At 55.9% G+C, this 22,882-nt stretch carries 22 protein-coding genes; 16 read left to right on the forward strand and 6 right to left on the reverse strand.

Annotated features, from left to right (window positions below):
• Positions 1 to 70 precede the first annotated feature (70 nt).
• The 8 genes from hflX to rlmB all read left to right on the forward strand — a co-directional run bounded on the left by hflX (position 71) and on the right by rlmB (position 9,238).
• Complete coding sequence (gene hflX, locus ACQG1Y_RS02275) at positions 71 to 1,351, forward strand: ribosome rescue GTPase HflX (RefSeq protein WP_003855991.1); 1,281 nt, start codon at positions 71 to 73, stop codon at positions 1,349 to 1,351.
• 56 nt (positions 1,352 to 1,407) lie between these two features.
• Positions 1,408 to 2,667 carry an FtsH protease activity modulator HflK gene (gene hflK / locus ACQG1Y_RS02280; RefSeq protein WP_003855992.1) on the forward strand — a complete coding sequence of 420 codons (1,260 nt, stop codon included), beginning with the start codon at positions 1,408 to 1,410 and terminating at the stop codon, positions 2,665 to 2,667.
• A 2-nt stretch (positions 2,668 to 2,669) separates the two neighbouring features.
• Complete coding sequence (gene hflC, locus ACQG1Y_RS02285) at positions 2,670 to 3,674, forward strand: protease modulator HflC (protein ID WP_003855994.1); 1,005 nt, start codon at positions 2,670 to 2,672, stop codon at positions 3,672 to 3,674.
• Positions 3,675 to 3,745: 71 nt separating this feature from the next.
• Positions 3,746 to 3,943, forward strand: a complete 198-nt coding sequence (locus ACQG1Y_RS02290) for a DUF2065 domain-containing protein (protein ID WP_003855996.1) — start codon at positions 3,746 to 3,748, stop codon at positions 3,941 to 3,943.
• A 103-nt stretch (positions 3,944 to 4,046) separates the two neighbouring features.
• Positions 4,047 to 5,345, forward strand: coding sequence for an adenylosuccinate synthase (locus tag ACQG1Y_RS02295; RefSeq protein WP_126495453.1), 1,299 nt, complete (start codon positions 4,047 to 4,049; stop codon positions 5,343 to 5,345).
• A 192-nt stretch (positions 5,346 to 5,537) separates the two neighbouring features.
• Positions 5,538 to 5,963 (forward strand): nitric oxide-sensing transcriptional repressor NsrR, encoded by a 426-nt coding sequence (nsrR, locus tag ACQG1Y_RS02300; protein ID WP_003855998.1) that lies wholly within the window; start codon positions 5,538 to 5,540, stop codon positions 5,961 to 5,963.
• A gap of 38 nt (positions 5,964 to 6,001) precedes the next feature.
• Complete coding sequence (gene rnr, locus ACQG1Y_RS02305; protein ID WP_032104769.1) at positions 6,002 to 8,443, forward strand: ribonuclease R; 2,442 nt, start codon at positions 6,002 to 6,004, stop codon at positions 8,441 to 8,443.
• Positions 8,444 to 8,506: 63 nt separating this feature from the next.
• Positions 8,507 to 9,238, forward strand: a complete 732-nt coding sequence (gene rlmB / locus ACQG1Y_RS02310; RefSeq protein WP_015572470.1) for a 23S rRNA (guanosine(2251)-2'-O)-methyltransferase RlmB — start codon at positions 8,507 to 8,509, stop codon at positions 9,236 to 9,238.
• Between the two features lie 91 nt (positions 9,239 to 9,329).
• On the opposite strand, the gene ACQG1Y_RS02315 is transcribed toward rlmB, so the two are convergent.
• The gene (locus ACQG1Y_RS02315) at positions 9,330 to 10,604 is read right to left on the reverse strand and encodes an MFS transporter (protein ID WP_015572471.1); all 1,275 of its coding nucleotides are present in this window, start codon (positions 10,602 to 10,604) and stop codon (positions 9,330 to 9,332) included.
• Between the two features lie 195 nt (positions 10,605 to 10,799).
• Between ACQG1Y_RS02315 and ACQG1Y_RS02320 the strand changes: the two genes are divergently transcribed.
• On the forward strand, positions 10,800 to 12,422 hold the full coding sequence (locus ACQG1Y_RS02320; protein ID WP_368740781.1) for an isovaleryl-CoA dehydrogenase: 1,623 nt from the start codon (positions 10,800 to 10,802) through the stop codon (positions 12,420 to 12,422).
• On the opposite strand, the gene ACQG1Y_RS02325 is transcribed toward ACQG1Y_RS02320, so the two are convergent.
• The 3 genes from ACQG1Y_RS02325 to bsmA all read right to left on the reverse strand — a co-directional run bounded on the left by ACQG1Y_RS02325 (position 12,419) and on the right by bsmA (position 15,274).
• Positions 12,419 to 14,350, reverse strand: coding sequence for a methyl-accepting chemotaxis protein (locus ACQG1Y_RS02325; RefSeq protein WP_160177194.1), 1,932 nt, complete (start codon positions 14,348 to 14,350; stop codon positions 12,419 to 12,421). The genes ACQG1Y_RS02320 and ACQG1Y_RS02325 overlap by 4 nt on opposite strands.
• Positions 14,351 to 14,520: 170 nt before the next feature.
• Positions 14,521 to 14,796 carry a DUF1471 family protease activator YjfN gene (gene yjfN, locus ACQG1Y_RS02330; protein WP_003856009.1) on the reverse strand — a complete coding sequence of 92 codons (276 nt, stop codon included), beginning with the start codon at positions 14,794 to 14,796 and terminating at the stop codon, positions 14,521 to 14,523.
• A gap of 148 nt (positions 14,797 to 14,944) precedes the next feature.
• Positions 14,945 to 15,274: a biofilm peroxide resistance protein BsmA gene (bsmA, locus tag ACQG1Y_RS02335; RefSeq protein ID WP_017383949.1), complete on the reverse strand. Its 330-nt coding sequence runs from the start codon at positions 15,272 to 15,274 to the stop codon at positions 14,945 to 14,947.
• 137 nt (positions 15,275 to 15,411) lie between these two features.
• Here bsmA and yjfP point away from each other — a divergent pair, with 137 nt between their 5' ends.
• A complete protein-coding gene (gene yjfP / locus ACQG1Y_RS02340) occupies positions 15,412 to 16,134 on the forward strand; it encodes an esterase (protein ID WP_023302960.1) in 723 nt (240 codons plus the stop codon).
• Here the strand turns inward: yjfP and ulaR are convergent.
• Entirely contained in the window at positions 16,131 to 16,886 is a 756-nt protein-coding gene (gene ulaR, locus ACQG1Y_RS02345; protein WP_003856014.1) for an HTH-type transcriptional regulator UlaR, read from the reverse strand. The two genes, yjfP and ulaR, sit on opposite strands and share 4 nt — an antisense overlap.
• Positions 16,887 to 16,996: 110 nt before the next feature.
• The gene (gene ulaG, locus ACQG1Y_RS02350) at positions 16,997 to 18,061 is read right to left on the reverse strand and encodes an L-ascorbate 6-phosphate lactonase (protein ID WP_160177193.1); all 1,065 of its coding nucleotides are present in this window, start codon (positions 18,059 to 18,061) and stop codon (positions 16,997 to 16,999) included.
• A gap of 359 nt (positions 18,062 to 18,420) precedes the next feature.
• Between ulaG and ulaA the strand changes: the two genes are divergently transcribed.
• From ulaA to ACQG1Y_RS02380, 6 genes are read left to right on the forward strand one after another with little or no spacing between them, the layout of a single operon-like run.
• Positions 18,421 to 19,821, forward strand: a complete 1,401-nt coding sequence (gene ulaA, locus ACQG1Y_RS02355) for a PTS ascorbate transporter subunit IIC (protein ID WP_017694669.1) — start codon at positions 18,421 to 18,423, stop codon at positions 19,819 to 19,821.
• Positions 19,822 to 19,833: 12 nt separating this feature from the next.
• Positions 19,834 to 20,139, forward strand: coding sequence for a PTS ascorbate transporter subunit IIB (ulaB, locus tag ACQG1Y_RS02360; RefSeq protein WP_003856022.1), 306 nt, complete (start codon positions 19,834 to 19,836; stop codon positions 20,137 to 20,139).
• Between the two features lie 9 nt (positions 20,140 to 20,148).
• The gene (gene ulaC / locus ACQG1Y_RS02365) at positions 20,149 to 20,616 is read left to right on the forward strand and encodes a PTS ascorbate transporter subunit IIA (RefSeq protein ID WP_032670719.1); all 468 of its coding nucleotides are present in this window, start codon (positions 20,149 to 20,151) and stop codon (positions 20,614 to 20,616) included.
• A gap of 12 nt (positions 20,617 to 20,628) precedes the next feature.
• A complete protein-coding gene (ulaD, locus tag ACQG1Y_RS02370; protein ID WP_017694667.1) occupies positions 20,629 to 21,279 on the forward strand; it encodes a 3-keto-L-gulonate-6-phosphate decarboxylase UlaD in 651 nt (216 codons plus the stop codon).
• Positions 21,280 to 21,288: 9 nt separating this feature from the next.
• A complete protein-coding gene (locus tag ACQG1Y_RS02375) occupies positions 21,289 to 22,149 on the forward strand; it encodes an L-ribulose-5-phosphate 3-epimerase (RefSeq protein ID WP_015572478.1) in 861 nt (286 codons plus the stop codon).
• Positions 22,142 to 22,828: an L-ribulose-5-phosphate 4-epimerase gene (locus ACQG1Y_RS02380; protein WP_017383945.1), complete on the forward strand. Its 687-nt coding sequence runs from the start codon at positions 22,142 to 22,144 to the stop codon at positions 22,826 to 22,828. The genes ACQG1Y_RS02375 and ACQG1Y_RS02380 overlap by 8 nt, the downstream gene beginning before the upstream one ends.
• Positions 22,829 to 22,882: the final 54 nt, after the last annotated feature.

Here is a 22,882-nt window from a genome sequence, read left to right on the forward strand (position 1 = left end):
TTGGGCTGTTATCCACACGGGGAGCCAGGGATCCTGCGTTCCCCGCTGATCTTTTTAGAGAGGTTTACGCTTGTTTGACCGTTATGACGCCGGTGAGCAGGCGGTGCTGGTACACATCTATTTTTCGCAAGACAAAGATATGGAAGACCTCCAGGAGTTTGAATCTCTGGTCTCTTCCGCCGGTGTCGAAGCAATGCAGGTGATTACCGGTAGCCGTAAAGCGCCGCACCCGAAGTACTTTGTTGGTGAAGGTAAAGCAGTTGAAATTGCGGATGCCGTAAAAGCAACCGGCGCATCCGTTGTGCTGTTTGATCATGCGCTGTCTCCGGCTCAGGAACGTAACCTGGAAGCTCTCTGCGAATGCCGTGTAATCGATCGCACGGGGTTGATCTTAGATATTTTTGCTCAGCGTGCGCGTACCCACGAGGGTAAGTTGCAGGTTGAGCTGGCGCAGTTGCGCCATCTGGCGACGCGTCTGGTGCGTGGCTGGACACACCTTGAAAGACAAAAAGGCGGGATTGGTTTGCGCGGCCCGGGTGAAACCCAGCTCGAAACCGACCGCCGTTTGCTGCGTGGGCGTATAACCCAGATCCTTTCACGTCTGGAACGTGTAGAGAAACAGCGCGAACAGGGGCGTCGGGCGCGAACGAAAGCCGATATCCCAACGGTGTCGCTGGTGGGTTATACCAACGCCGGTAAATCCACCCTGTTTAACCAGATAACCGAGGCCCAGGTGTATGCCGCAGACCAGCTGTTTGCGACCCTGGACCCAACCCTGCGCCGTATTGACGTCGCAGACGTGGGTGAAACGGTGCTGGCGGATACCGTAGGGTTTATCCGCCATCTGCCGCACGATCTGGTCGCGGCGTTTAAAGCGACGTTGCAGGAGACGCGTCAGGCGACCCTGCTGCTGCATGTGATTGATGCGGCAGACGTACGCGTGCAGGAGAACATCGACGCGGTGAACGTGGTGCTCGAAGAGATCGACGCCCACGAAATTCCCACCCTGTTGGTGATGAACAAGATCGATATGCTGGACGATTTCGAACCGCGTATCGACCGAGACGAAGAGAACAAACCGATTCGGGTCTGGCTGTCTGCTCAGGCCGGGATTGGTGTGCCACTGCTTTTCCAGGCTTTGACAGAACGTCTTTCCGGTGAGGTAGCTCAGCACACGCTGCGACTGCCGCCACAGGAAGGCAGGCTGCGCAGCCGGTTTTATCAGCTTCAGGCGATAGAAAAAGAGTGGATGGAGGATGACGGCAGCGTGGGGATGCAGGTGCGTATGCCGATCGTTGACTGGCGTCGCCTCTGTAAACAAGAACCTGCGCTGGCGGACTATATCGTCTGATCAGAAAGGGGAAGCCTGAAAAATTCGCCCTTGCATAACAAATATGGAGCATATACATGGCGTGGAATCAGCCCGGTAATAACGGACAAGACCGCGACCCGTGGGGAAGCAGCAATAATCAAGGCGGCAACTCTGGGGGAAATGGCAACAAAGGTGGTCGCGAGCAGGGGCCGCCGGATCTGGATGATATCTTCCGCAAACTGAGCAAAAAGCTTGGTGGCCTTGGCGGAGGAAAAGGTTCTGGCTCGGGTGGCAATTCCACTCAGAGTCCGCGCCCGCCAATGGGTGGCCGCGTGGTGGGCATTGTCGCCGCTGCGGTGGTAATCATCTGGGCAGCCAGCGGGTTCTACACCATTAAAGAAGCAGAACGCGGCGTGGTCACCCGTTTCGGTAAGTTCAGCCATCTGGTTGAACCGGGCCTGAACTGGAAGCCGACCTTCATTGATGACGTGACCGCGGTTAACGTGGAGTCCGTCCGTGAACTGGCCGCCTCTGGCGTGATGTTGACCTCTGACGAGAACGTGGTGCGCGTTGAGATGAACGTGCAGTACCGCGTGACCGATCCGGAACGTTATCTGTTTAGCGTGACCAGCGCCGATGACAGCCTGCGTCAGGCAACCGACAGCGCCCTGCGTGGCGTGATCGGCAAATACACCATGGACCGTATCCTGACCGAAGGTCGTACCGTTATTCGTAGCGATACCCAGCGTGAGCTGGAAGAGACCATCCGTCCGTACAACATGGGTATCACCCTGCTGGACGTCAACTTCCAGGCTGCACGTCCGCCGGAAGAGGTGAAAGCCGCGTTTGACGATGCGATTGCCGCTCGTGAAAACGAACAGCAGTACATCCGTGAAGCGGAAGCGTACACCAACGAAGTTCAGCCGCGTGCAAACGGTCAGGCGCAGCGTATTCTGGAAGAAGCGCGTGCGTATAAGACCCAGACCATCCTGGAAGCACAGGGTGAAGTGGCTCGCTTTGCGAAGATCCTGCCGGAATATAAAGCCGCGCCGGAAATTACCCGTGAGCGTCTCTATATCGAGACCATGGAAAAAGTGCTGAGCCATACGCGTAAAGTGCTGGTTAACGACAACAAAGGCGGAAACCTGATGGTCCTGCCGCTGGATCAGATGCTGAAAGGCGGTTCTGCACCGGCAGCAAAAGACAACAGCGGTGCGAACAACCTGCTGCGTCTGCCACCGGCCTCGTCTGGCAGCGCCAGCGCGAACACAACGCCTTCTTCGAACGATGGTGACATTATGGACCAACGCCGTGCTAACGCGCAGCGTAACGACTACCAGCGTCAGGGGGAATAAGGATGCGTAAGTCAGTTATTGCGATCATCATCATCGTACTGGTCGTGCTCTACACCTCCATCTTTGTGGTGAAAGAGGGCGAGCGTGGGATCAAGTTCCAGTTCAGCAGCGTCGTGCGTGATGGCGACAAGCGTCCGGTGATTTATGAGCCGGGTCTGCACTTTAAGATCCCGTTCATTCAGTCAGTGAAAACGCTCGATGCGCGTATCCAGACCATGGATAACCAGGCCGATCGTTTCGTGACTAAAGAGAAGAAAGACCTGATCGTTGATTCCTATATCAAATGGCGCATCAGCGATTTCAGCCGCTACTTCCTGGCAACCGGGGGTGGCGACGTTTCTCAGGCAGAAGTGCTGCTGAAACGTAAGTTCTCTGACCGTCTGCGTTCTGAAATTGGTCGTCTGGATGTGAAAGACATTGTGACCGACTCCCGTGGTCGTCTGACGCTGGAAGTGCGTGATGCGCTGAACTCCGGCTCTGCGGGCACCGAGGATGAAGTTGAAACCCCGGCGGCAGACGATGCGATTGCCAAAGCGGCTGAACGTGTTCAGGCTGAAACCAACGGTAAAGTGCCGGTGATCAACCCGAACAGTATGGCGGCGCTGGGCATCGAAGTGGTTGATGTGCGCATCAAGCAGATCAACCTGCCAGCGGAAGTGTCCGAGGCGATCTACAACCGTATGCGCGCCGAGCGTGAAGCGGTAGCCCGTCGTCACCGTTCACAGGGTCAGGAAGAAGCGGAAAAACTGCGCGCGGCAGCGGACTATGAAGTCACCAAGACGCTGGCGGAATCTGAGCGCCAGGGTCGTATCCTGCGCGGTGAAGGTGATGCCGAAGCGGCTAAACTGTTTGCTGATGCATTCAGCCAAGATCCAGACTTCTACGCCTTCATCCGTAGCCTTCGCGCTTACGAGAATAGCTTCAAGAGCAACCAGGATGTGATGGTGCTCAGCCCGGACAGCGATTTCTTCCGTTATATGAAGACGCCGACCAACGCAACGCGATAAACTCAGGCTCGTTTGAGTATTCAAACCACCGCTCTTCACGGAGCGGTGGTTTTCTTTTATAAGGATGAAAAATGAACTCCACGATCTGGCTCGCACTGGCCCTGGTTTTGGTGCTGGAAGGCCTCGGCCCGATGCTCTATCCGCGCGCATGGCGCCGGATGATCGCGACAATGAGCCAACTCCCGGACAATATTTTACGTCGTTTTGGCGGTGGTCTTGTGGTTGCCGGTATCGTTATCTACTACATGTTGAGGAAAACGATTGGCTGATCAAAAACTAACCGCAATTGGCATATTTTAGGGTCAAAAAGTGCTGTATATCTGAAAAAGCGATGGTAGAATCCATTTTTAAGCAAACGGTGATTTTGAAAAAATGGGTAACAACGTCGTCGTACTGGGCACCCAATGGGGTGACGAAGGTAAAGGGAAGATTGTTGATCTTCTGACTGAACGGGCCAAATATGTTGTACGCTACCAGGGCGGTCACAACGCGGGCCATACTCTCGTAATCAACGGTGAAAAAACCGTCCTCCATCTTATTCCATCAGGCATTCTTCGCGAAAACGTCACCAGCATCATCGGTAACGGCGTTGTGCTGTCTCCCGCTGCGCTGATGAAAGAGATGAAAGGTCTGGAAGACCGTGGTATCCCTGTTCGTGAGCGTCTGCTGCTCTCCGAAGCCTGCCCGCTGATCCTGGATTATCATGTGGCGCTGGACGTGGCGCGTGAAAAAGCGCGTGGCGCGAAAGCGATCGGCACCACCGGTCGTGGTATCGGCCCGGCTTACGAAGATAAAGTGGCTCGTCGCGGTCTGCGCGTGGGTGACCTCTTCGACGAAGCGACCTTCGCTGAAAAACTGAAAGAAGTGATGGAATATCACAACTTCCAGCTGGTGAATTTCTACAAAGCCGAAGCCGTTGACTACCAGAAAGTGCTGGATGACGTCATGGCGATTGCTGATATTCTGACCGGTATGGTTGTTGATGTGTCCGATCTGCTGGACCAGGCGCGCAAGCGTGGCGATTTCGTCATGTTTGAAGGTGCGCAGGGTACGCTGCTGGACATCGACCACGGTACCTATCCGTACGTAACGTCCTCTAACACCACCGCGGGTGGCGTGGCAACCGGCTCCGGTCTGGGCCCGCGTTATGTCGATTACGTTCTGGGCATCATCAAAGCGTACTCCACTCGCGTGGGTGCAGGTCCATTCCCGACCGAACTGTTTGATGAGACCGGCGAGTTCCTCTGCAAGCAGGGTAACGAGTTTGGCGCGACCACCGGTCGTCGTCGTCGTACCGGCTGGCTGGACGCCGTTGCCGTACGTCGCGCAGTGCAGATCAACTCCCTGTCTGGCTTCTGCCTGACCAAGCTGGACGTACTGGACGGCCTGAAAGAAGTAAAAATCTGCGTAGGCTACCGTATGCCTGATGGCCGCGAAGTGACCACCACTCCGCTGGCTGCTGACGACTGGGAAGGCATTGAGCCAATCTACGAAACTATGCCGGGCTGGTCTGAGACCACATTTGGTGTGAAAGAGCGTAGTGGCCTGCCAAAAGCCGCGCTGGACTACATCAAGCGCATTGAAGAACTGACCGAAGTGCCGATCGATATTATTTCTACCGGCCCGGATCGTACTGAAACGATGATCCTGCGCGACCCGTTCGACGCATAATCTTCGTGACTGCTGGCCTGCGGGGAAACCCGTAGGCCGGATAAGCGCAGCGCCATCCGGCGACCGCTCCTGGATCTCCGCTTTTTCGCCCCGTCTGTCAAATAAATTAGCCGCTAACTATCTGGCTGGTTTATCATCATTAATGAATATCTCTGCGGTTTGACCGCGTTTTCCCTTTTTCCTGAGGTTGATGTGCAGTTAACAAGTTTCACCGATTACGGCTTACGCGCGCTGATTTACATGGCGTCGTTACCCGATGGGAAGATGACCAGCATCTCTGAAGTCACAGAGGTGTACGGTGTGTCCCGTAATCATATGGTCAAAATAATCAATCAACTTAGTCGTGCCGGATACGTTGCTGCCGTCCGCGGGAAGAATGGAGGGATCCGTCTCGGTAAACCGGCGCAGAGTATCCGTATTGGCGATGTGGTACGTGAACTGGAGCCGCTCTCTCTGGTGAACTGTAGCAGCGCGTTCTGCCACATTACGCCCGCTTGCCGCCTGAAACAGGCGCTTTCAAAGGCCGTGCAAAGTTTTCTCAAGGAACTGGATAACTACACGCTGGCCGATTTGGTTGAAGAGAATCAACCGCTTTATAAATTATTGCTGGTGGAATGAAGAAAATTTCCACCGGAGCTGACAACGGAGGAACCGACATGTCACAAGATCCTTTCCAGGAACGCGAAGCCGAAAAATACGCGAATCCTATCCCCAGCCGCGAGTTCATCATTGAACACTTAACAAAACGCGAAAAACCCGCCAATCGTGAAGAACTTGCCGTTGAATTAAACATAGAAGGTGAAGAGCAAATTGAAGCCCTTCGCCGCCGCCTGCGCGCCATGGAACGTGACGGGCAACTTGTCTTTACTCGTCGCCAGTGCTACGCGCTGCCAGAACGCCTCGACCTGCTGAAAGGCACCGTTATTGGTCACCGCGATGGCTTCGGCTTCCTGCGCGTGGAAGGGCGTAAAGACGACCTGTACCTCTCATCCGAACAGATGAAGATGTGTATTCACGGCGACCAGATCCTGGCGCAGCCGCTGGGTGCAGACCGTAAAGGCCGCCGCGAAGCGCGCGTGGTCCGCGTGCTGGTGCCGAAAACCAGCCAGATCGTTGGCCGTTACTTTACCGATGCGGGCGTAGGCTTTGTGGTGCCGGACGACAGCCGTCTGAGCTTCGACATTCTCATCCCGCCTGAAGAGGTGATGGGCGCACGCATGGGCTTTGTGGTGGTGGTGGAACTCACCCAGCGCCCAACCCGTCGCACCAAAGCGGTGGGTAAAATCGTCGAAGTGCTGGGCGATAACATGGGCACCGGCATGGCCGTCGATATGGCGCTGCGTACCCATGAAATTCCGTATGTCTGGCCGAAAGCGGTTGAAGATCAGATTGAAAACCTGCGTGAAGAAGTGCCGGAAGAGTCCAAAGCAGGCCGCGTGGATCTGCGCGATCTGCCGCTGGTCACCATTGATGGTGAAGACGCCCGTGACTTCGATGATGCCGTATATTGCGAGAAAAAACGCGGTGGCGGCTGGCGTCTGTGGGTGGCCATCGCGGATGTGAGCTATTACGTGCGTCCACACACGCCGCTGGATAACGAAGCGCGCAGCCGCGGTACGTCGGTCTACTTCCCGTCGCAGGTTGTACCGATGCTGCCAGAAGTGCTCTCCAACGGCCTGTGTTCCCTCAACCCGCAGGTGGACCGCCTGTGTATGGTCTGCGAAATGACCATCTCCAGCAAGGGACGTCTGACGGGCTATAAGTTCTACGAAGCGGTGATGAGTTCTCATGCGCGCCTGACCTATACCAAGGTCTGGCATATGTTGCAGGGCGATCAGGATCTTCGCGAACAGTACGCGCCGCTGGTCAAACACATCGAAGAGCTGCACAACCTCTACAAAACGCTGGATCAGGCGCGCGAAGAGCGCGGTGGGATCTCATTTGAGAGTGAAGAGGCGAAGTTTATCTTTAACGCTGAGCGTCGTATCGAGCGTATCGAACAGACTCAGCGTAACGATGCGCACAAGCTGATTGAAGAGTGTATGATCCTGGCGAACATCTCGGCGGCACGTTTCGTTGAGAAAGCCAAAGAGCCTGCGCTGTTCCGTATTCACGACAAGCCAACCACGGAGGCCGTAACCTCGTTCCGCTCCGTGCTGGCTGAACTCGGCCTGGAGCTGCCTGGCGGTAATAAGCCTGAGCCACGCGATTACGCCGAGCTGCTGGAATCCATCAGCGATCGTCCTGACGCGGAAATGCTGCAAACCATGCTGCTGCGCTCCATGAAGCAGGCGATTTACGATCCTGAAAACCGGGGCCACTTTGGTCTGGCGTTACAGTCGTACGCGCACTTTACCTCGCCGATCCGCCGTTATCCGGATCTGTCCCTGCACCGTGCGATCAAGTATCTGCTGGCGCACGAGCAGGGTCATAAAGGCAACACGACCGAAACCGGAGGGTATCACTACTCCATGGAAGAGATGCTGCAACTGGGCCAGCATTGTTCCATGACCGAGCGTCGTGCGGATGAAGCGACGCGCGACGTGGCGGACTGGCTGAAGTGTGACTTTATGCTGGATCAGGTGGGTAACGTCTTTAAAGGCGTGATTGCCAGCGTCACCGGCTTTGGCTTCTTCGTGCGTCTGGATGAGCTGTTTATCGACGGTCTGGTGCACGTTTCCAGCCTCGATAACGATTACTACCGCTTCGACCAGGTCGGACAACGTCTGATCGGCGAATCCGGTGGTCAGACCTACCGTCTGGGCGATCGGGTGGAAGTGAAGGTTGAAGCCGTGAATATGGACGACCGTAAAATCGACTTCAGCCTCATCTCCAGCGAGCGTGCTCCGCGTAACGTCGGCAAAACCGAGCGTGAGAAAGCGAAAAAAGGCGGTAACGGTAAAGCGGGCGGTAAGCGACGTCAGGCAGGTAAAAGAGTAAACTTTGAGCCAGACAGTGCTTTCCGTGGCGAGAAGAAACAGAAGCCCAAGGCGGCGAAAAAAGACGCTCGTAAAGCGAAAAAACCGTCGACCAAGACCCAAAAAATAGCGGCCGCGACCAAAGCGAAGCGCGCGGCGAAGAAACAGCAGGCGGAGTAATTTCCCCTCACCCTGACCCTCTCCCCAACGGGAGAGGGAAAATATTTATTACGAGAACCATCAATGAGTGAAATGATTTACGGCATCCACGCGGTGCAGGCCCTGCTGGAGCGCGCGCCGGAGCGTTTTCAGGAAGTTTTTATTCTGAAAGGGCGTGAAGACAAACGTCTGATGCCGCTGATCCACGCGCTGGAAGCGCAGGGCGTAGTGATCCAGCTGGCGAACCGCCAGTATCTGGATGAAAAAAGCGAAGGTGCTGTACACCAGGGCATTATCGCGCGCGTGAAGCCAGGCCGTCAGTATCAGGAGAACGATCTGCCGGATCTGATCGCCGGGCTGGAGAACCCGTTCTTCCTGATCCTCGATGGCGTAACCGACCCACATAACCTGGGCGCGTGCCTGCGTAGCGCCGATGCAGCAGGCGTGCATGCGGTGATTGTGCCAAAAGATCGCTCCGCGCAGCTTAACGCTACCGCTAAAAAAGTCGCCTGCGGCGCGGCGGAAAACGTCCCGTTAATCCGCGTGACTAACCTGGCGCGCACCATGCGTCTGTTGCAGGAAGAAAATATCTGGATCGTAGGAACAGCCGGTGAAGCGGATCACACCCTGTACCAGAGCAAAATGACCGGCCGTATGGCGCTGGTGATGGGAGCGGAAGGCGAAGGTATGCGTCGTCTGACGCGCGAGCACTGCGATGAGCTGATCAGCATCCCAATGGCGGGCAGCGTATCGTCCCTGAACGTTTCTGTTGCGACGGGTATCTGCCTGTTTGAAGCGGTGCGTCAGCGCGGGTAGCCTGTTGTGCCGGGTGGCGGCTTCGCCTTACCCGGCCTACAAAAGCATGGTACCGTAGGCCCGGTAAGCGCAGCGCCACCGGGCAACAATCTCACTCCTCTAACGACCGTAAATGGTCATCCTTTCTCAGCGTCATCAGCGCGAAAATACTCACCACCGCCGTTGCCATCACGTAGTACGCCGGAATATCCAGATTGCCCGTCTCTTTAATCAGCCCGGTAATGATCAGCCCCGCACAGCCCGAGAAGATTGCATTCGACAGAGAATAGGCCAGCCCCAGCCCGGTATAACGCACGCGCGTCGGGAACATCTCAGACAGCATTGCCGGCCCCGGCCCTGCCAGCATCCCAACCAGACCCCCCGCAATCAGCACCACAATCGCTTTGACTGCCAGCGTACTGGATTCCGCCTGCAAAATTTTCAGCAGCGGCAGGGCGAGGATCAGCAGGAGCACGGTGGCGATAATCATCACCGTGCGCCGCCCGATCCTGTCGCTCAGCATGCCCGACGGAATGATCGTGAGCGCAAACCCAATGTTAGAAATCACCGCAATCAGTAACGCCTGGTTAAAACCGGTGTGCAGCGCAGATTGCAGATAGGTCGGCATAATCACCAGATAGGTATAACCCGCCGCAGACCAGACCATCACGCGGCCAATGCCCATCAGGATGGTTTTGAACGTGGCGGCGGTGCTGGCCTGAGTAACAACCGGTTTTTCCCGTTGCTGTACAAAGCTCGGCGTCTCTTCCATGCTCACCCGCAGCCATAGCGCGACCGCACCCATCGGCAACGCCAGGAAGAACGGAATGCGCCAGCCCCAGTCGTGCAAGGCTTCAGGGGAGAGAAGGGCAGAGAGCAACGCGACAATGCCTGCGCCCGCTAACAGCCCGAGCGCCACGGTAAAGGACTGCCATGCCCCGTAAAGACCGCGCTTGCCGCGCGGGGCGAACTCCGTCATCAATGAGACCGCACCGCCATACTCACCGCCCGCGAACAGTCCTTGCAGAATACGCAGGAGCGTAACGATCAGCGGCGCGGCAATCCCGATACTGGCGTAGACCGGCACAATACCGATGGCAGCGGTGGCGAGCGTCATCAATACCAGCACTATAATCAGCGTCGGTTTGCGGCCAATCCTGTCGCCAATGCGGCCAAAGACCACTGCACCCAGCGGACGGAAGAAGAAAGCGATGGCGAACGAGGCCCAGGTGAGGATCAGGCTGGTGAGCTCCGCTTCCCCCTCAAGCTGGAAGAAGTTTCTGGCAATCACCGTTGCCAGAAAACCGTAGACCGCAAATTCATACCACTCGATGAAATTACCGATGGAGCCTGCAATTAATGCACGCTTGTGCGCATCCTGTTGCATAACGATCCTCACATAAACGGGGTAAGAATAAATTATTCAGCATTGGTGAAGTAATGAAATAGTTTATTCTTATGTTCTGTGAGCTATTTCACGAATGATATCAACAAGATCGTCATCGTGTGACCCCCCTCCCATGCAGCGTGCATGCCCTCTGTCCATACTTACCTTTATTGCCAATGAAAGGAGGGAGACAGCATGCACTGGCAGACACATACCGTTTTTAATCAACCTGCACCGCTATCGAACAGCAACCTTTTTCTCTCTGATTGCGCCCTGTGCGATGCGGTAGCGCGCGAAGGGGCTGAGTGGGATGTGGATCTTCTTGCCAGCATCGGACAGCAGTTGGGTACGGCGGAGTCGCTGGAGCTGGGCAGGCTGGCGAACGTTAATCCGCCGGAGCTGCTGCGTTATGACGCCACGGGAGCGAGGCTGGATGACGTCCGCTTTCATCCGGCATGGCATCTTCTGATGCAGGGGCTTTGCGCCAACCGGGTGCACAACCTGGCGTGGGAGGAGGAGGCGCGGAAAGGATCGTTCGTCGCCCGGGCCGCGCGTTTTGTGCTGCATGCTCAGGTGGAGGCGGGAACGCTATGCCCGGTGACCATGACCTTCGCCGCCACGCCGCTGTTGCTACAGTCGCTGCCCAAACCGTTTGACAACTGGTTAACGCCGCTGATGAGCGATCGCTACGATCCGCATCTCGCGCCGGGGGCGCAAAAGCGCGGCCTGCTGATCGGTATGGGGATGACGGAAAAGCAGGGCGGTTCGGACGTACTCAGTAATACCACCAAAGCAGAGAAATTCAGTGATGGCAGTTACCGGCTGGTGGGGCACAAATGGTTTTTCTCCGTGCCGCAGAGCGATGCGCATCTGGTGCTGGCGCAGGCGAAGGGCGGGCTTTCCTGCTTTTTTGTTCCGCGTTTTTTACCCGACGGGCAACGTAATGCCGTGCGCCTTGAGCGTCTGAAGGACAAGCTCGGTAACCGTTCAAATGCCAGCAGTGAGGCTGAGTTCCTTGATGCTTACGGCTGGCTGCTGGGCGAAGAGGGTGAAGGTGTCCGGCAAATTCTGAAGATGGGCGGGCTGACGCGCTTTGACTGTGCGCTTGGCAGCCACGGATTGATGCGCCGTGCGCTCTCGGTGGCGCTTTATCATGCCCATCAGCGGCAGACCTTCGGCAAAAATCTGATCGACCAGCCGTTAATGCGCGACGTGCTAAGCCGTATGGCGCTGGTGCTGGAGGGACACACGGCACTGCTGTTCCGACTCGCCCGGGCGTGGGACAACCGCACCGACCCGCAGGAGGCCGCATGGGCGCGGCTTTTCACTCCGGCGGCAAAATACAGCGTCTGCAAAGCGGGCATACCGTTTGTGGCAGAGGCAATGGAGGTGCTGGGCGGTGCAGGCTATTGCGAAGAGAGTGAACTTCCGCGGTTGTACCGTGAAATGCCCGTCAACAGCATCTGGGAAGGCTCTGGCAATATTATGTGCCTGGATGTACTGCGCGTGCTGGCGAAGCAGTCGGGCATTCTCGACCTGCTCGCCGATGATTTCGTGCAGGTCAAAGGTCAGGACAGGCACTTCGATCGCAGCTGGCGGCAGCTACAGCAGAAGCTGCGTAAACCGCAGGAAGCGCAGGGCAGGGAGATCGCGCGGCAGCTCTTTTTACTCGGGGCCGGAAGCCAGATGCTGCGGCACGCATCGCCGCCCGTGGCGCAGGCGTGGTGCCGCATGATGCTGGATACCCGAGGCGGCACGCTGATGAGCGAACAGGTGCAAACCGACCTGCTTCTGCGCGCCACGGGCCGGGTCGGTTAAGCCTTCAGCTGGAACAGGCTCACCAGCCGGGTGAGATGTGAACCCTTCTCGCGCAGCGTCTGTGCCGTCTGCTCGCTGCGCGAGATGCGATCGGCATTGATGTGCGATGCCTCACCGATGTGCGTCATCGCCAGATTCACCTGACCAATCCCCGCAGACTGCTCGCGGGAGGCGTGGTTGATTTCGGTGACAAGCTGGCTGATGTTATCGATATGAACAATGATGGCATCCATCGCCAGACGCGTCTGCTCAGACAGCGCATGGCCTTCGCTCACCTTGTTCAGCGTGTCGCCAATCAGCTGTTCAATCTCTTTTACCGCGTTGGCACTGCGTGCGGCCAGGGCGCGCACCTCTTGCGCCACCACTGCGAAACCTTTCCCGTGCTCGCCCGCCCGCGCCGCCTCAACCGCCGCATTGAGCGCCAGGATATTGGTCTGGAAAGCGATGGACTCAATCACGCGGGTAATGTCTTCAATGCGTTTCGATGCATCACGAATATCATCCATGGTGGAAACTGCGTGGGTCACCGTCTCTCCACCCTGATGCACCGCGCGTGAGGTTTCCCCCACCAGCTGCTGAGTTTGCTCCATGTTGGCGGCATTTTGCTGCACGGTGGCGGCTAATTGCTCCATGCTGGCGGAGGTCTCCTCAACGCTGCTGGCCTGTTTGTTGATCTGTTCAGAGATCTCGCCGGTGTCTGAAGCCAGCGCGTTAGTCCCCAGATGGATTTCGCTTGCGGCCTCGCGGACCTGCAACACAATTTTTTGCAGGCCGCCCCCGATCCCGTTGATGGCATCAATCAGCTGGCCGACCTCATCCTGGCGGGTTACCGGCAGGCTGGCGCGCAGATCGCCTGCGGCATACTGCCGGGCAAGCGCGATCACTGCGCGCAGTGGGCGGGTTAGCATCCGGCGAATGAGGATAACGAACAGGCCCGCGAAGAGCGCGGATAGCACCACGCCCGCCATCAGGAAGCGATCGCGCAGCGTGGTGACGCTTGAAAGCAGTACGGCTTTATCCACTTCACCCACGATGGTCCAGTTCCAGCCCGGCAGCGGCGTGTAGGCAACTTTGAGCGTACGGCCATCTGCGCTCACGCGCTCCAGCGTGCCGGCTTTATCACTCAGAAGCTGCTGCTGTGTCGCCGTATCCCCGTTGGGCAGTTTGCCCTCATCGCTGGCATGGAACAGATACTGTCCGCGCGTTTTGCCGCTGCTGCGATCCAGTACAAAGAAGTGGCCGCTCTCGCCCAGACGACGGTTAAGGATTTTCTCGCGCATGACGTTCCACGAATGGGTGATGTCCACACCGACAAAGATAATCCCGATAACCTGGCCTTCCGCATTTTTAACAGGCTGGTACTGCGTGATATAGCGCTTGCCGAACAGCAGCGCGAGGCCACGATAGACCTCCCCTTTGGTGACAGCCGCAAATGCCGGGCTGGTGGTATCAAGAACGGTTCCGATGGCGCGGTCGCCATTCTCTTTGCGCAGCGACGTGGCCACGCGGATAAAATCGTTACCGCTGCGGACAAACAGCGTCGAGATGGCGCCCGTTCGGCTCAGGAAGTCATCAGAAAGCGTATTGTTTTCATGCAACTCCGTTTCGCCGCCTTTCAGCAGAGGAACGGTAAGCCCGTTTATGGTCCGGCTCTGGCTGCTGTCGCTGTTCAGCGGCTGTGGCAAAAAGGTGGTGAACAGACGGGTATAGCTTTCAACCTCTTCGCTCAGGCTGGTGTTGAACATCTCTACCATATCCACCATGCCGGTGGACTGGTTATGCAGGTCTTCAACCGCAAGATCTTCAAGCTGCTGGCTGGCGTTGTGGCTCAACAGAAAAGTGAACAGCAAAAAAAGCGTGGCGACACTTGCACCTGTTAGCAGCGATAGCTTCGTGCCCAGACCTGCCCGGCGGAAAAAGGTGATCATAAATTGCTCATTATTGAAAAGTGATGGCTGTTCAACGGCAGAGCGAAGAGAACGTTTATCTGTTTAATGTAACTGAATGTTACATATTTGTTTTTATTAAGTTTCGGGAGAGGTAAAAAATTTGCAAAAGTGAAAAGCCACTAAAATTAAGTGGCTTTTATCGGAAGGGATTATGCATAAAGAATGGCCTGCACGCGCCAGTGATTAACATGGTGATCTTCCTGCATCTGGACGATGCGATACCAGGATGCGCCCTGTTCATCGGCCTTCAGGGCGACGACACGTTCAACGTCTTGCGGACTCCCCGTGATATTATTGACGGAGATCTGACCAATCTCGTTCAGGCCCGTGACGCAATCCGCGCTGGCAAATTCGGCCGACTGCGCCGTGGTGCTCAGTAGGCCCGCTGAAAGCAATAGCGTCGTTAAAGCAAGGGTTCGTTTCATCGTCAGCTCCTTTTCACGTGTCTCCGGTATCCGCCGGGCAATCCTTCGCGAATAAACTCATTTCCATTGTTGCTGGCATGGAGTTTATTGTGGACAGGAAAATGTCTACGGACGCAAAGCAGTGTAAAAGTCGTTCAAATGATGATGCTTACTTACGGTACAAAATTCCCTGGGCGTACCACTGTCCCGTAATAATGGTTTCATCAATCATCGTGATGACGTAATAATCTGCTTTTGCGGCAACGGCCTGTGCTTCAATTGCGTCTTCTGCATCATCCGGGGAACCACGAACCATCGCGGATACGGTACCCAGGCGTTGTAATCCTTCCGTCTGATTACGACGAATTTCCTGAGGATGATCGGTAACCGGCGGCGCCGGTTCTGGCGTACCCTGCAATATGGAACATCCGCTGAGCAGTGAGACCAGCAATAAAGCCGTAAGCCTGCGCATAAACCTGTCTCTTTTCCTGATAGCCATAGTGTAGTTGTCTGCGAATTTAGTTTTGGGGGAATGTTCCCGAAGTGTTATCTGGGACGTAGATTTCGAATGAAAATATCGTGAAACCGTAATCCAGCTCTCAACATTATGAATCATTCATCAGCACAGGATCGACAATGATTGAAATTGAAACTCGCCAGTTGAGTGGGCATGAAATCATCCATGCTTTTTCGGCTGGTAAAGGTGAACAGCCGCTGCCGACGGTAGTTTTCTATCATGGCTTTCTCTCCTCGAAGCTGGTCTACAGCTATTTTGCCGTCGCGCTGGCGCAGGCCGGTTTCCGGGTGGTCATGCCTGATGCGCCGAATCATGGGGCACGCTTTACGGGCGATGAGCAGGCGCGGCTGGGGCTGTTCTGGCAAACGCTGCACGGCAATCTGACCGAGTTCGCCGGGCTGCGTGACGCGCTCTTGCAGGCCGGGCTGGTGGAGGGGAAACGGCTGGCGGTCGCAGGCGCATCAATGGGCGGAATGACGGCGCTGGGGATCATGGCCAGGCATCCGGAGGTGACGTCCGTCGCTTGCCTGATGGGATCGGGCTACTTTACATCACTGGCAAAGACGCTGTTCCCGCCGCAGGCCCCTCAGGAGATTGAGGCCCTGTTGTCTGAATGGGACGTCAGCCATGCGCTTTCGCAGCTGGCCGATCGTCCGCTGCTTCTGTGGCATGGGGACGCCGATGACGTCGTACCGCCCGGTGAAACGTTCCGCCTGCAACAGGCGCTACAGCGCGAAGGGCTGGACAGCAATCTGACCTGCCTGTGGGGAGCAGGTGTCCGGCACCGTATTACCCCGGCCGCGCTGGAGTCAACCGTGGAATTCTTCCGTCAGCACCTTTAAACGCGCAGCACTGTGACACCCTGATCCTCCAGCTTGCTGAGGATCTCGGGGTTGGCGTTTTTGCCGGTGATCACCATGCTGATTTGCTCGGCGCGGCTGAAAAGCATGCCGGCGCGTTCACCGACCTTGCTGCTGTCGACCAGCACCACCAGTTTGCCCACTACGTTAAGCATGTTCTGTTCTGCCATTGCGGTGAGCATATCGGTTTTATACAGGCCATCCGCCGTCAGACCTTTGCCGCTGGTAAACATCCAGTGCCCGGCGTAGAGGCTGTTTTCACTGTCCTGCGGGCTAAGGGTGATGGACTGGCTCTTGTTATACTGGCCGCCCATGATCACCACGCTTTCATGTTCCTGGTCAATGAGATAGTTGGCCAGCGGCAAATAGTTGGTGATGATCTGCACCGGCTTGCCGCACATCTCACGGCCCAGCAGAAACGCCGTCGAACCGCAGTTGATCACCACGCTTTCTCCAGGATTTACCAGCTGTGATGCCGCTCTGGCAATCCGCACCTTTTCATCGTGATTCTGCGCCTGGTGGATGTTCATCGGCGTCCAGCGTGGACGCTGCTGGCTGATGGCCTCTGCACCGTTGCGGACTTTTTTCAGCTTGCCGCTCTCATCCAGCTTGTTAATGTCCCGCCGCGCGGTAGCGGGGGAGATCCCTAAACGTTCGATCACTTTCTCGACGGTGATAAACCCTGTTTGCGCCAGGAGTTCCAGTAAAATTTGATGCCGTTGCGCTTCCGTCATGAGCTATTCCGATAAGAATTGATTTGAAAAGATGATATTTGAAATAGCGTGAAATTACTAAGATAAATATGACATCGCCAGACGCAAGGTCTGGCGATTGGGCCTCAGAATCAGAGGAAGGATTTGAACGGCAGATCGGGTTCAATCGTAAAGCAATCATCGAAACCACGCGGGTAGTGGTACTCAAGATTGTCTTTATCCAGCGGCCAGGTGAACTTGCCGCCGACCTGCCAGATGAACGGCTTGAAGCCATACTTGAGGCGGTCTTTTTTCATCTCCCACAGGACGCGGATCTCTTGCGGATCGGCCTGGAAGTTTGACCAGATATCGTGGTGGAACGGGATCACCACTTTGGTGTTCAGCGCTTCGGCCATACGCAGCATGTCTGCGCTGGTCATTTTGTCGGTGATCCCGCGCGGGTTTTCACCGTAAGAGCCAAGCGCCACGTCAATCTGATGCTCGTTACCGTGCTTCGCGTAATAGTTGGAGTAGTGGGAGTCACCGCTGTGATACAGGGAACCGCCAGGCGTTTTGAACAGGTAGTTCACCGCGCGCTCATCCATCCCGTCTGGCAGTACGCCTGCGGCTTTCTGGTCGGCAGGCAGGGTGATCAGCGCGGTACGGTCAAAGGCATCCAGCGCGTGAATTTCAATGTCTTTGATTTTCACTACGTCGCCCGGCTTCATCACGATGCAGCGCTCTTTTGGCACGCCCCAGCCAATCCACAAATCCACGCAGGTCTGCGGCCCAATAAACGGTACGTCGTCCGCGCAGTTTTGCATTACCGCTGCCGCCACGTTCACGTCGATATGATCGTTGTGATCGTGGGTAGAGAGTACGGCGTCGATCTGACGAATGGCAAAAGGATCCAGCACGAAAGGCGTGGTGCGCAGGTTCGGCTGGAGCTTTTCAACGCCGGCCATACGCTGCATCTGGTGGCCTTTTTTCATCAGTGGATTGCCGTGGCTCTGTTTGCCGGTGCCGCACCAGAAATCAACACAAATGTTGGCGCCGCCTTCTGATTTCAGCCAGATCCCGGTGCAGCCCAGCCACCACATCGCAAATGTGCCAGGAGCAACCTGTTCCTGCTCGATCTCTTCGTTCAGCCAGCTACCCCACTCCGGAAAGGTACTCAGAATCCATGATTCACGGGAGATGGTTTTCACTTTACTCATCGTTTGACTCCTGGTTTTAATCAAAAGTAATCACTATGTGACTTGTTGTGATTAATGCTGGCACTGTTTTAATCGATTTGCAATGGCTGATTTGCGGAAAATTCCCCTCGCCACCTCACAGAAAAAACTTCATGACGTTGTTAAGATAACCGTTATAAATGATTAATGTATTGAAATTTAAAAATTTATTTATTTGGTTGGATTGGTAGTGAAAATCATTACTAATACCATGGAAATAAATTGCGTGATCCGTCACAAATAATCAAATGCAATCTTGTGATGATTATTTGTGATTAATAGAGTGATGACACCAACCACACAGGGATTGCCCCTCGTGTTCTCATTTTCTGGAGAGAGTTATGGAGATCCTCTACAACGTCTTTACCGTGTTCTTTAATCAGGTAATGACCAACGCCCCGCTGTTGCTGGGTATCGTGACGTGCCTGGGGTACATCCTGCTGCGCAAAAGCGTCAGCGTGATTATCAAAGGCACCATCAAAACCATCATTGGTTTTATGCTGTTGCAGGCGGGGTCTGGCATTCTTACCAGCACGTTTAAGCCGGTTGTTGCCAAAATGTCAGAGGTGTACGGCATTAACGGCGCCATCTCTGACACTTACGCGTCCATGATGGCCACCATCGATCGTATGGGGGATGCGTACAGCTGGGTTGGGTATGCGGTACTGCTCGCGCTGGCGCTGAACATCATTTACGTGCTCCTGCGCCGCATCACCGGTATTCGCACCATCATGCTCACCGGGCACATCATGTTCCAGCAGGCGGGGCTGATTGCGGTTTCTCTCTATATCTTCGGCTACCCAATGTGGACCACCGTCATCTGCACGGCAATACTGGTCTCGCTTTACTGGGGCATCACCTCCAACATGATGTATAAGCCAACGCAGGACGTTACGGACGGCTGCGGCTTCTCCATCGGTCACCAGCAGCAGTTCGCCTCCTGGATTGCTTACAAAGTTGCGCCGTACCTGGGCAAAAAAGAGGAGAGTGTTGAAGACCTCAAATTGCCTGGCTGGCTGAATATCTTCCACGACAACATCGTCTCCACGGCAATTGTGATGACCATCTTCTTCGGTGCCATCCTGCTCTCCTTTGGCATTGACGTGGTGCAGGCGATGGCGGGTAAAACCCACTGGACGGTCTATATCCTGCAAACCGGTTTCTCCTTCGCGGTGGCCATTTTCATCATCACCCAGGGCGTGCGTATGTTCGTCGCCGAACTGTCGGAAGCGTTTAACGGCATCTCCCAGCGCCTGATCCCTGGCGCGGTGCTGGCGATTGACTGTGCGGCTATCTATAGCTTTGCGCCAAACGCCGTCGTCTGGGGCTTTATGTGGGGCACCATCGGCCAGCTGATTGCGGTCGGCATCCTGGTGGGCTGTGGCTCCTCAATCCTGATTATTCCTGGCTTTATCCCGATGTTCTTCTCCAACGCCACTATTGGCGTATTTGCTAACCACTTCGGCGGATGGCGCGCAGCGCTCAAGATCTGCCTGGTGATGGGCATGATTGAAATCTTCGGGTGCGTGTGGGCGGTCAAGCTCACCGGCATGAGCGCCTGGATGGGCATGGCGGACTGGTCAATTCTGGCGCCGCCGATGATGCAGGGCTTTGCGTCCGTCGGGCTGGTCTTTATGGCCGTCATCATCCTGATTGCCCTGGCTTATATGTTCTTCGCTGGCCGTTCGCTGCGGGCTGAAGAAGATGCAGAAAAACAAACAGCAGAAGTGTCTGCTCATTAAGGAGTTTCGATTATGACCGTACGTATCCTGGCTGTGTGTGGCAATGGGCAAGGTAGCTCCATGATCATGAAGATGAAAGTGGACCAGTTTTTAACCCAGTCAAACATTGACCACACGGTGAACAGCTGCGCAGTGGGTGAATACAAAAGTGAACTGAACGGCGCGGACATCATCATCGCCTCAACGCACATTGCCGGCGAGATTAGCGTGTCGGGCAACAAATACGTGGTAGGCGTACGCAACATGCTGTCGCCTGCGGATTTCGGGCCAAAGCTGCTGGAAGTGATCAAAGAACACTTCCCACAAGACGTGAAGTAAGGATGCCACATGAAACTACGTGATTCGCTGGCAGAGAATAACTCCATCCTTTTACAAGCCGAAGCCAGCACCTGGCAGGAAGCGGTGAAGCTGGGCGTGGACCTGCTGGTTAAGGCGGACGTTGTCGAGCCGCATTATTACCAGGCCATTCTGGATGGCGTGGCGCAGTTTGGACCCTATTTTGTGATTGCCCCGGGGCTGGCAATGCCGCATGGCCGTCCCGAAGAGGGCGTCAAGAAAACCGGTTTTGCGCTGGTGACGTTGAAAAAACCACTGGTGTTCAACCACGAAGATAACGACCCGGTCGACATTCTGATCACCATGGCGGCTGTCGATGCCAACACCCACCAGGAGGTGGGGATCATGCAGATCGTCAATCTGTTTGATGATGAAGCTAATTTTGACCGTTTACGCGCCTGTCGTACCGCGCAGGACGTGCTGGATTTAATTGATAACGCCACTGCGGCGGCCATTTAAGAGGAATTGAAAATGTCATTACCAATGTTGCAGGTCGCGCTGGATAACCAGACTCTGTCTCACGCTTACGAAACCACCCGTCTGATTGCGGAAGAAGTGGACATCATCGAAGTCGGCACCATTCTGTGCGTGGGCGAAGGCGTTCGTGCGGTTCGTGACCTGAAGGCGCTCTATCCGCATAAAATCGTGCTGGCGGATGCCAAAATCGCCGACGCGGGCAAAATCCTCTCTCGCATGTGCTTTGAAGCCAACGCCGACTGGGTCACCGTGATCTGCTGTGCGGATATCAACACCGCGAAAGGCGCGCTGGACGTGGCGAAAGAGTTCAACGGCGACGTGCAGATTGAACTGACCGGTTTCTGGACCTGGGAGCAGGCGCAGGAGTGGCGCGAAGCGGGTATCCAGCAGGTGGTTTATCACCGTAGCCGTGATGCGCAGGCCGCAGGCGTGGCGTGGGGCGAAGCCGATATCAGCGCGATCAAACGTCTGGCCGATATGGGCTTCAAAGTGACCGTCACCGGTGGCCTGGCGCTGGAGGACCTGCCGCTGTTCCAGGGTATCCCGATTCACGTCTTTATTGCCGGTCGTAGCATTCGTGATGCTGCGTCTCCGGTGGAAGCGGCGCGTCAGTTCAAACGCTCAATCGCTCAGCTTTGGGGTTAAGGAGCGGGTATGTTGTCAAAACAGGTCCCGCTTGGCATCTATGAAAAGGCACTCCCTGCGGGGGAGTGCTGGCTGGAGCGGTTGCAGCTGGCGAAGCAGCTGGGTTTCGATTTTGTCGAAATGTCGGTGGATGAGACGGACGAGCGTCTTTCTCGCCTGGACTGGCGCCGCGACCAGCGTCTGGCGCTGGTGAGCGCCATTGCCGAAACCGGCGTGCGCGTGCCATCCATGTGCCTGAGCGCTCATCGTCGTTTTCCGCTTGGCAGCGAAGATGATGCTGTACGCGCCGAAGGGCTGGAGATCATGCGTAAAGCCATTCGCTTTGCACAGGATGTCGGCATCCGCGTGATTCAACTGGCGGGTTACGATGTTTACTATCAGGAAGCCAACGATGAAACGCGCCGTCGTTTCCGGGAGGGCCTGAAAGAGAGCGTTGAGATGGCAAGCCGTGCGCAGGTGACGCTGGCGATGGAGATCATGGATTATCCGTTGATGAACTCCATCAGCAAGGCGCTGGGCTATGCGCACTATCTGAACAACCCCTGGTTCCAGCTTTATCCGGATATCGGAAACCTGTCGGCATGGGATAACGACGTACAGATGGAGCTTCAGGCGGGCATCGGGCATATCGTGGCGGTGCACGTTAAAGATACCCGTCCTGGCGTGTTTAAAAACGTACCGTTCGGCACCGGGGTGGTGGATTTCGAACGGTGCTTCCAGACGCTCAAACAGACAGGTTATTGCGGGCCTTACCTGATTGAGATGTGGAGCGAAACCGCGGACGACCCGGCGGCAGAAGTGGCGAAAGCCCGGGACTGGGTGCGCGAGCGCATGGCGCGGGCAGGGCTGATGGAGGCGGAACATGCTTAAGCTGAAACAGCAGGTCTTTGAAGCCAATATGGATCTGCCGCGCTATGGACTGGTGACGTTTACCTGGGGCAACGTAAGCGCCATCGATCGCGAGCAGGGGCTAGTGGTGATTAAGCCGAGCGGCGTGGCCTATGACGCCATGAAAGCGGACGATATGGTGGTGGTTGACCTGGAAGGACACGTCGTTGAAGGCAAATGGCGCCCTTCTTCTGATACGGCAACCCACCTGGCGCTGTATCAGCGTTACCCGTCTCTGGGGGGCGTTGTGCATACCCATTCCACGCACGCCACCGCCTGGGCACAGGCCGGGCTGGCGATCCCTGCTTTGGGTACGACGCACGCAGATTACTTCTTCGGCGATATTCCCTGCACGCGAGCGTTAACGCAGGCTGAGGTCGAAGGCGAGTACGAACTTAACACCGGCAGGGTCATTATCGAAACGCTGGGTGAGACGGAACCACTGCATACGCCGGGTATTGTGGTGTACCAGCATGGTCCGTTCTCCTGGGGTAAAGATGCGCATGACGCCGTGCATAACGCGGTGGTGATGGAAGAGGTGGCCAGAATGGCGTGGATTGCGCGCGGCATTAACCCACAGCTTCAGGGCATTGATGATTACCTGATGAACAAGCATTTCATGCGTAAGCACGGCCCGAATGCTTACTACGGGCAGAAGTGAATAAGTGCTCTGGAATACCGAAACAGTTGTAACCGGTGGTATTCCGGAGCCATT

It is taken from the genome of Enterobacter cloacae complex sp. 397G4 (assembly GCF_050031515.1).
In the GTDB taxonomy this organism is placed as follows: domain Bacteria; phylum Pseudomonadota; class Gammaproteobacteria; order Enterobacterales; family Enterobacteriaceae; genus Enterobacter; species Enterobacter hormaechei_C.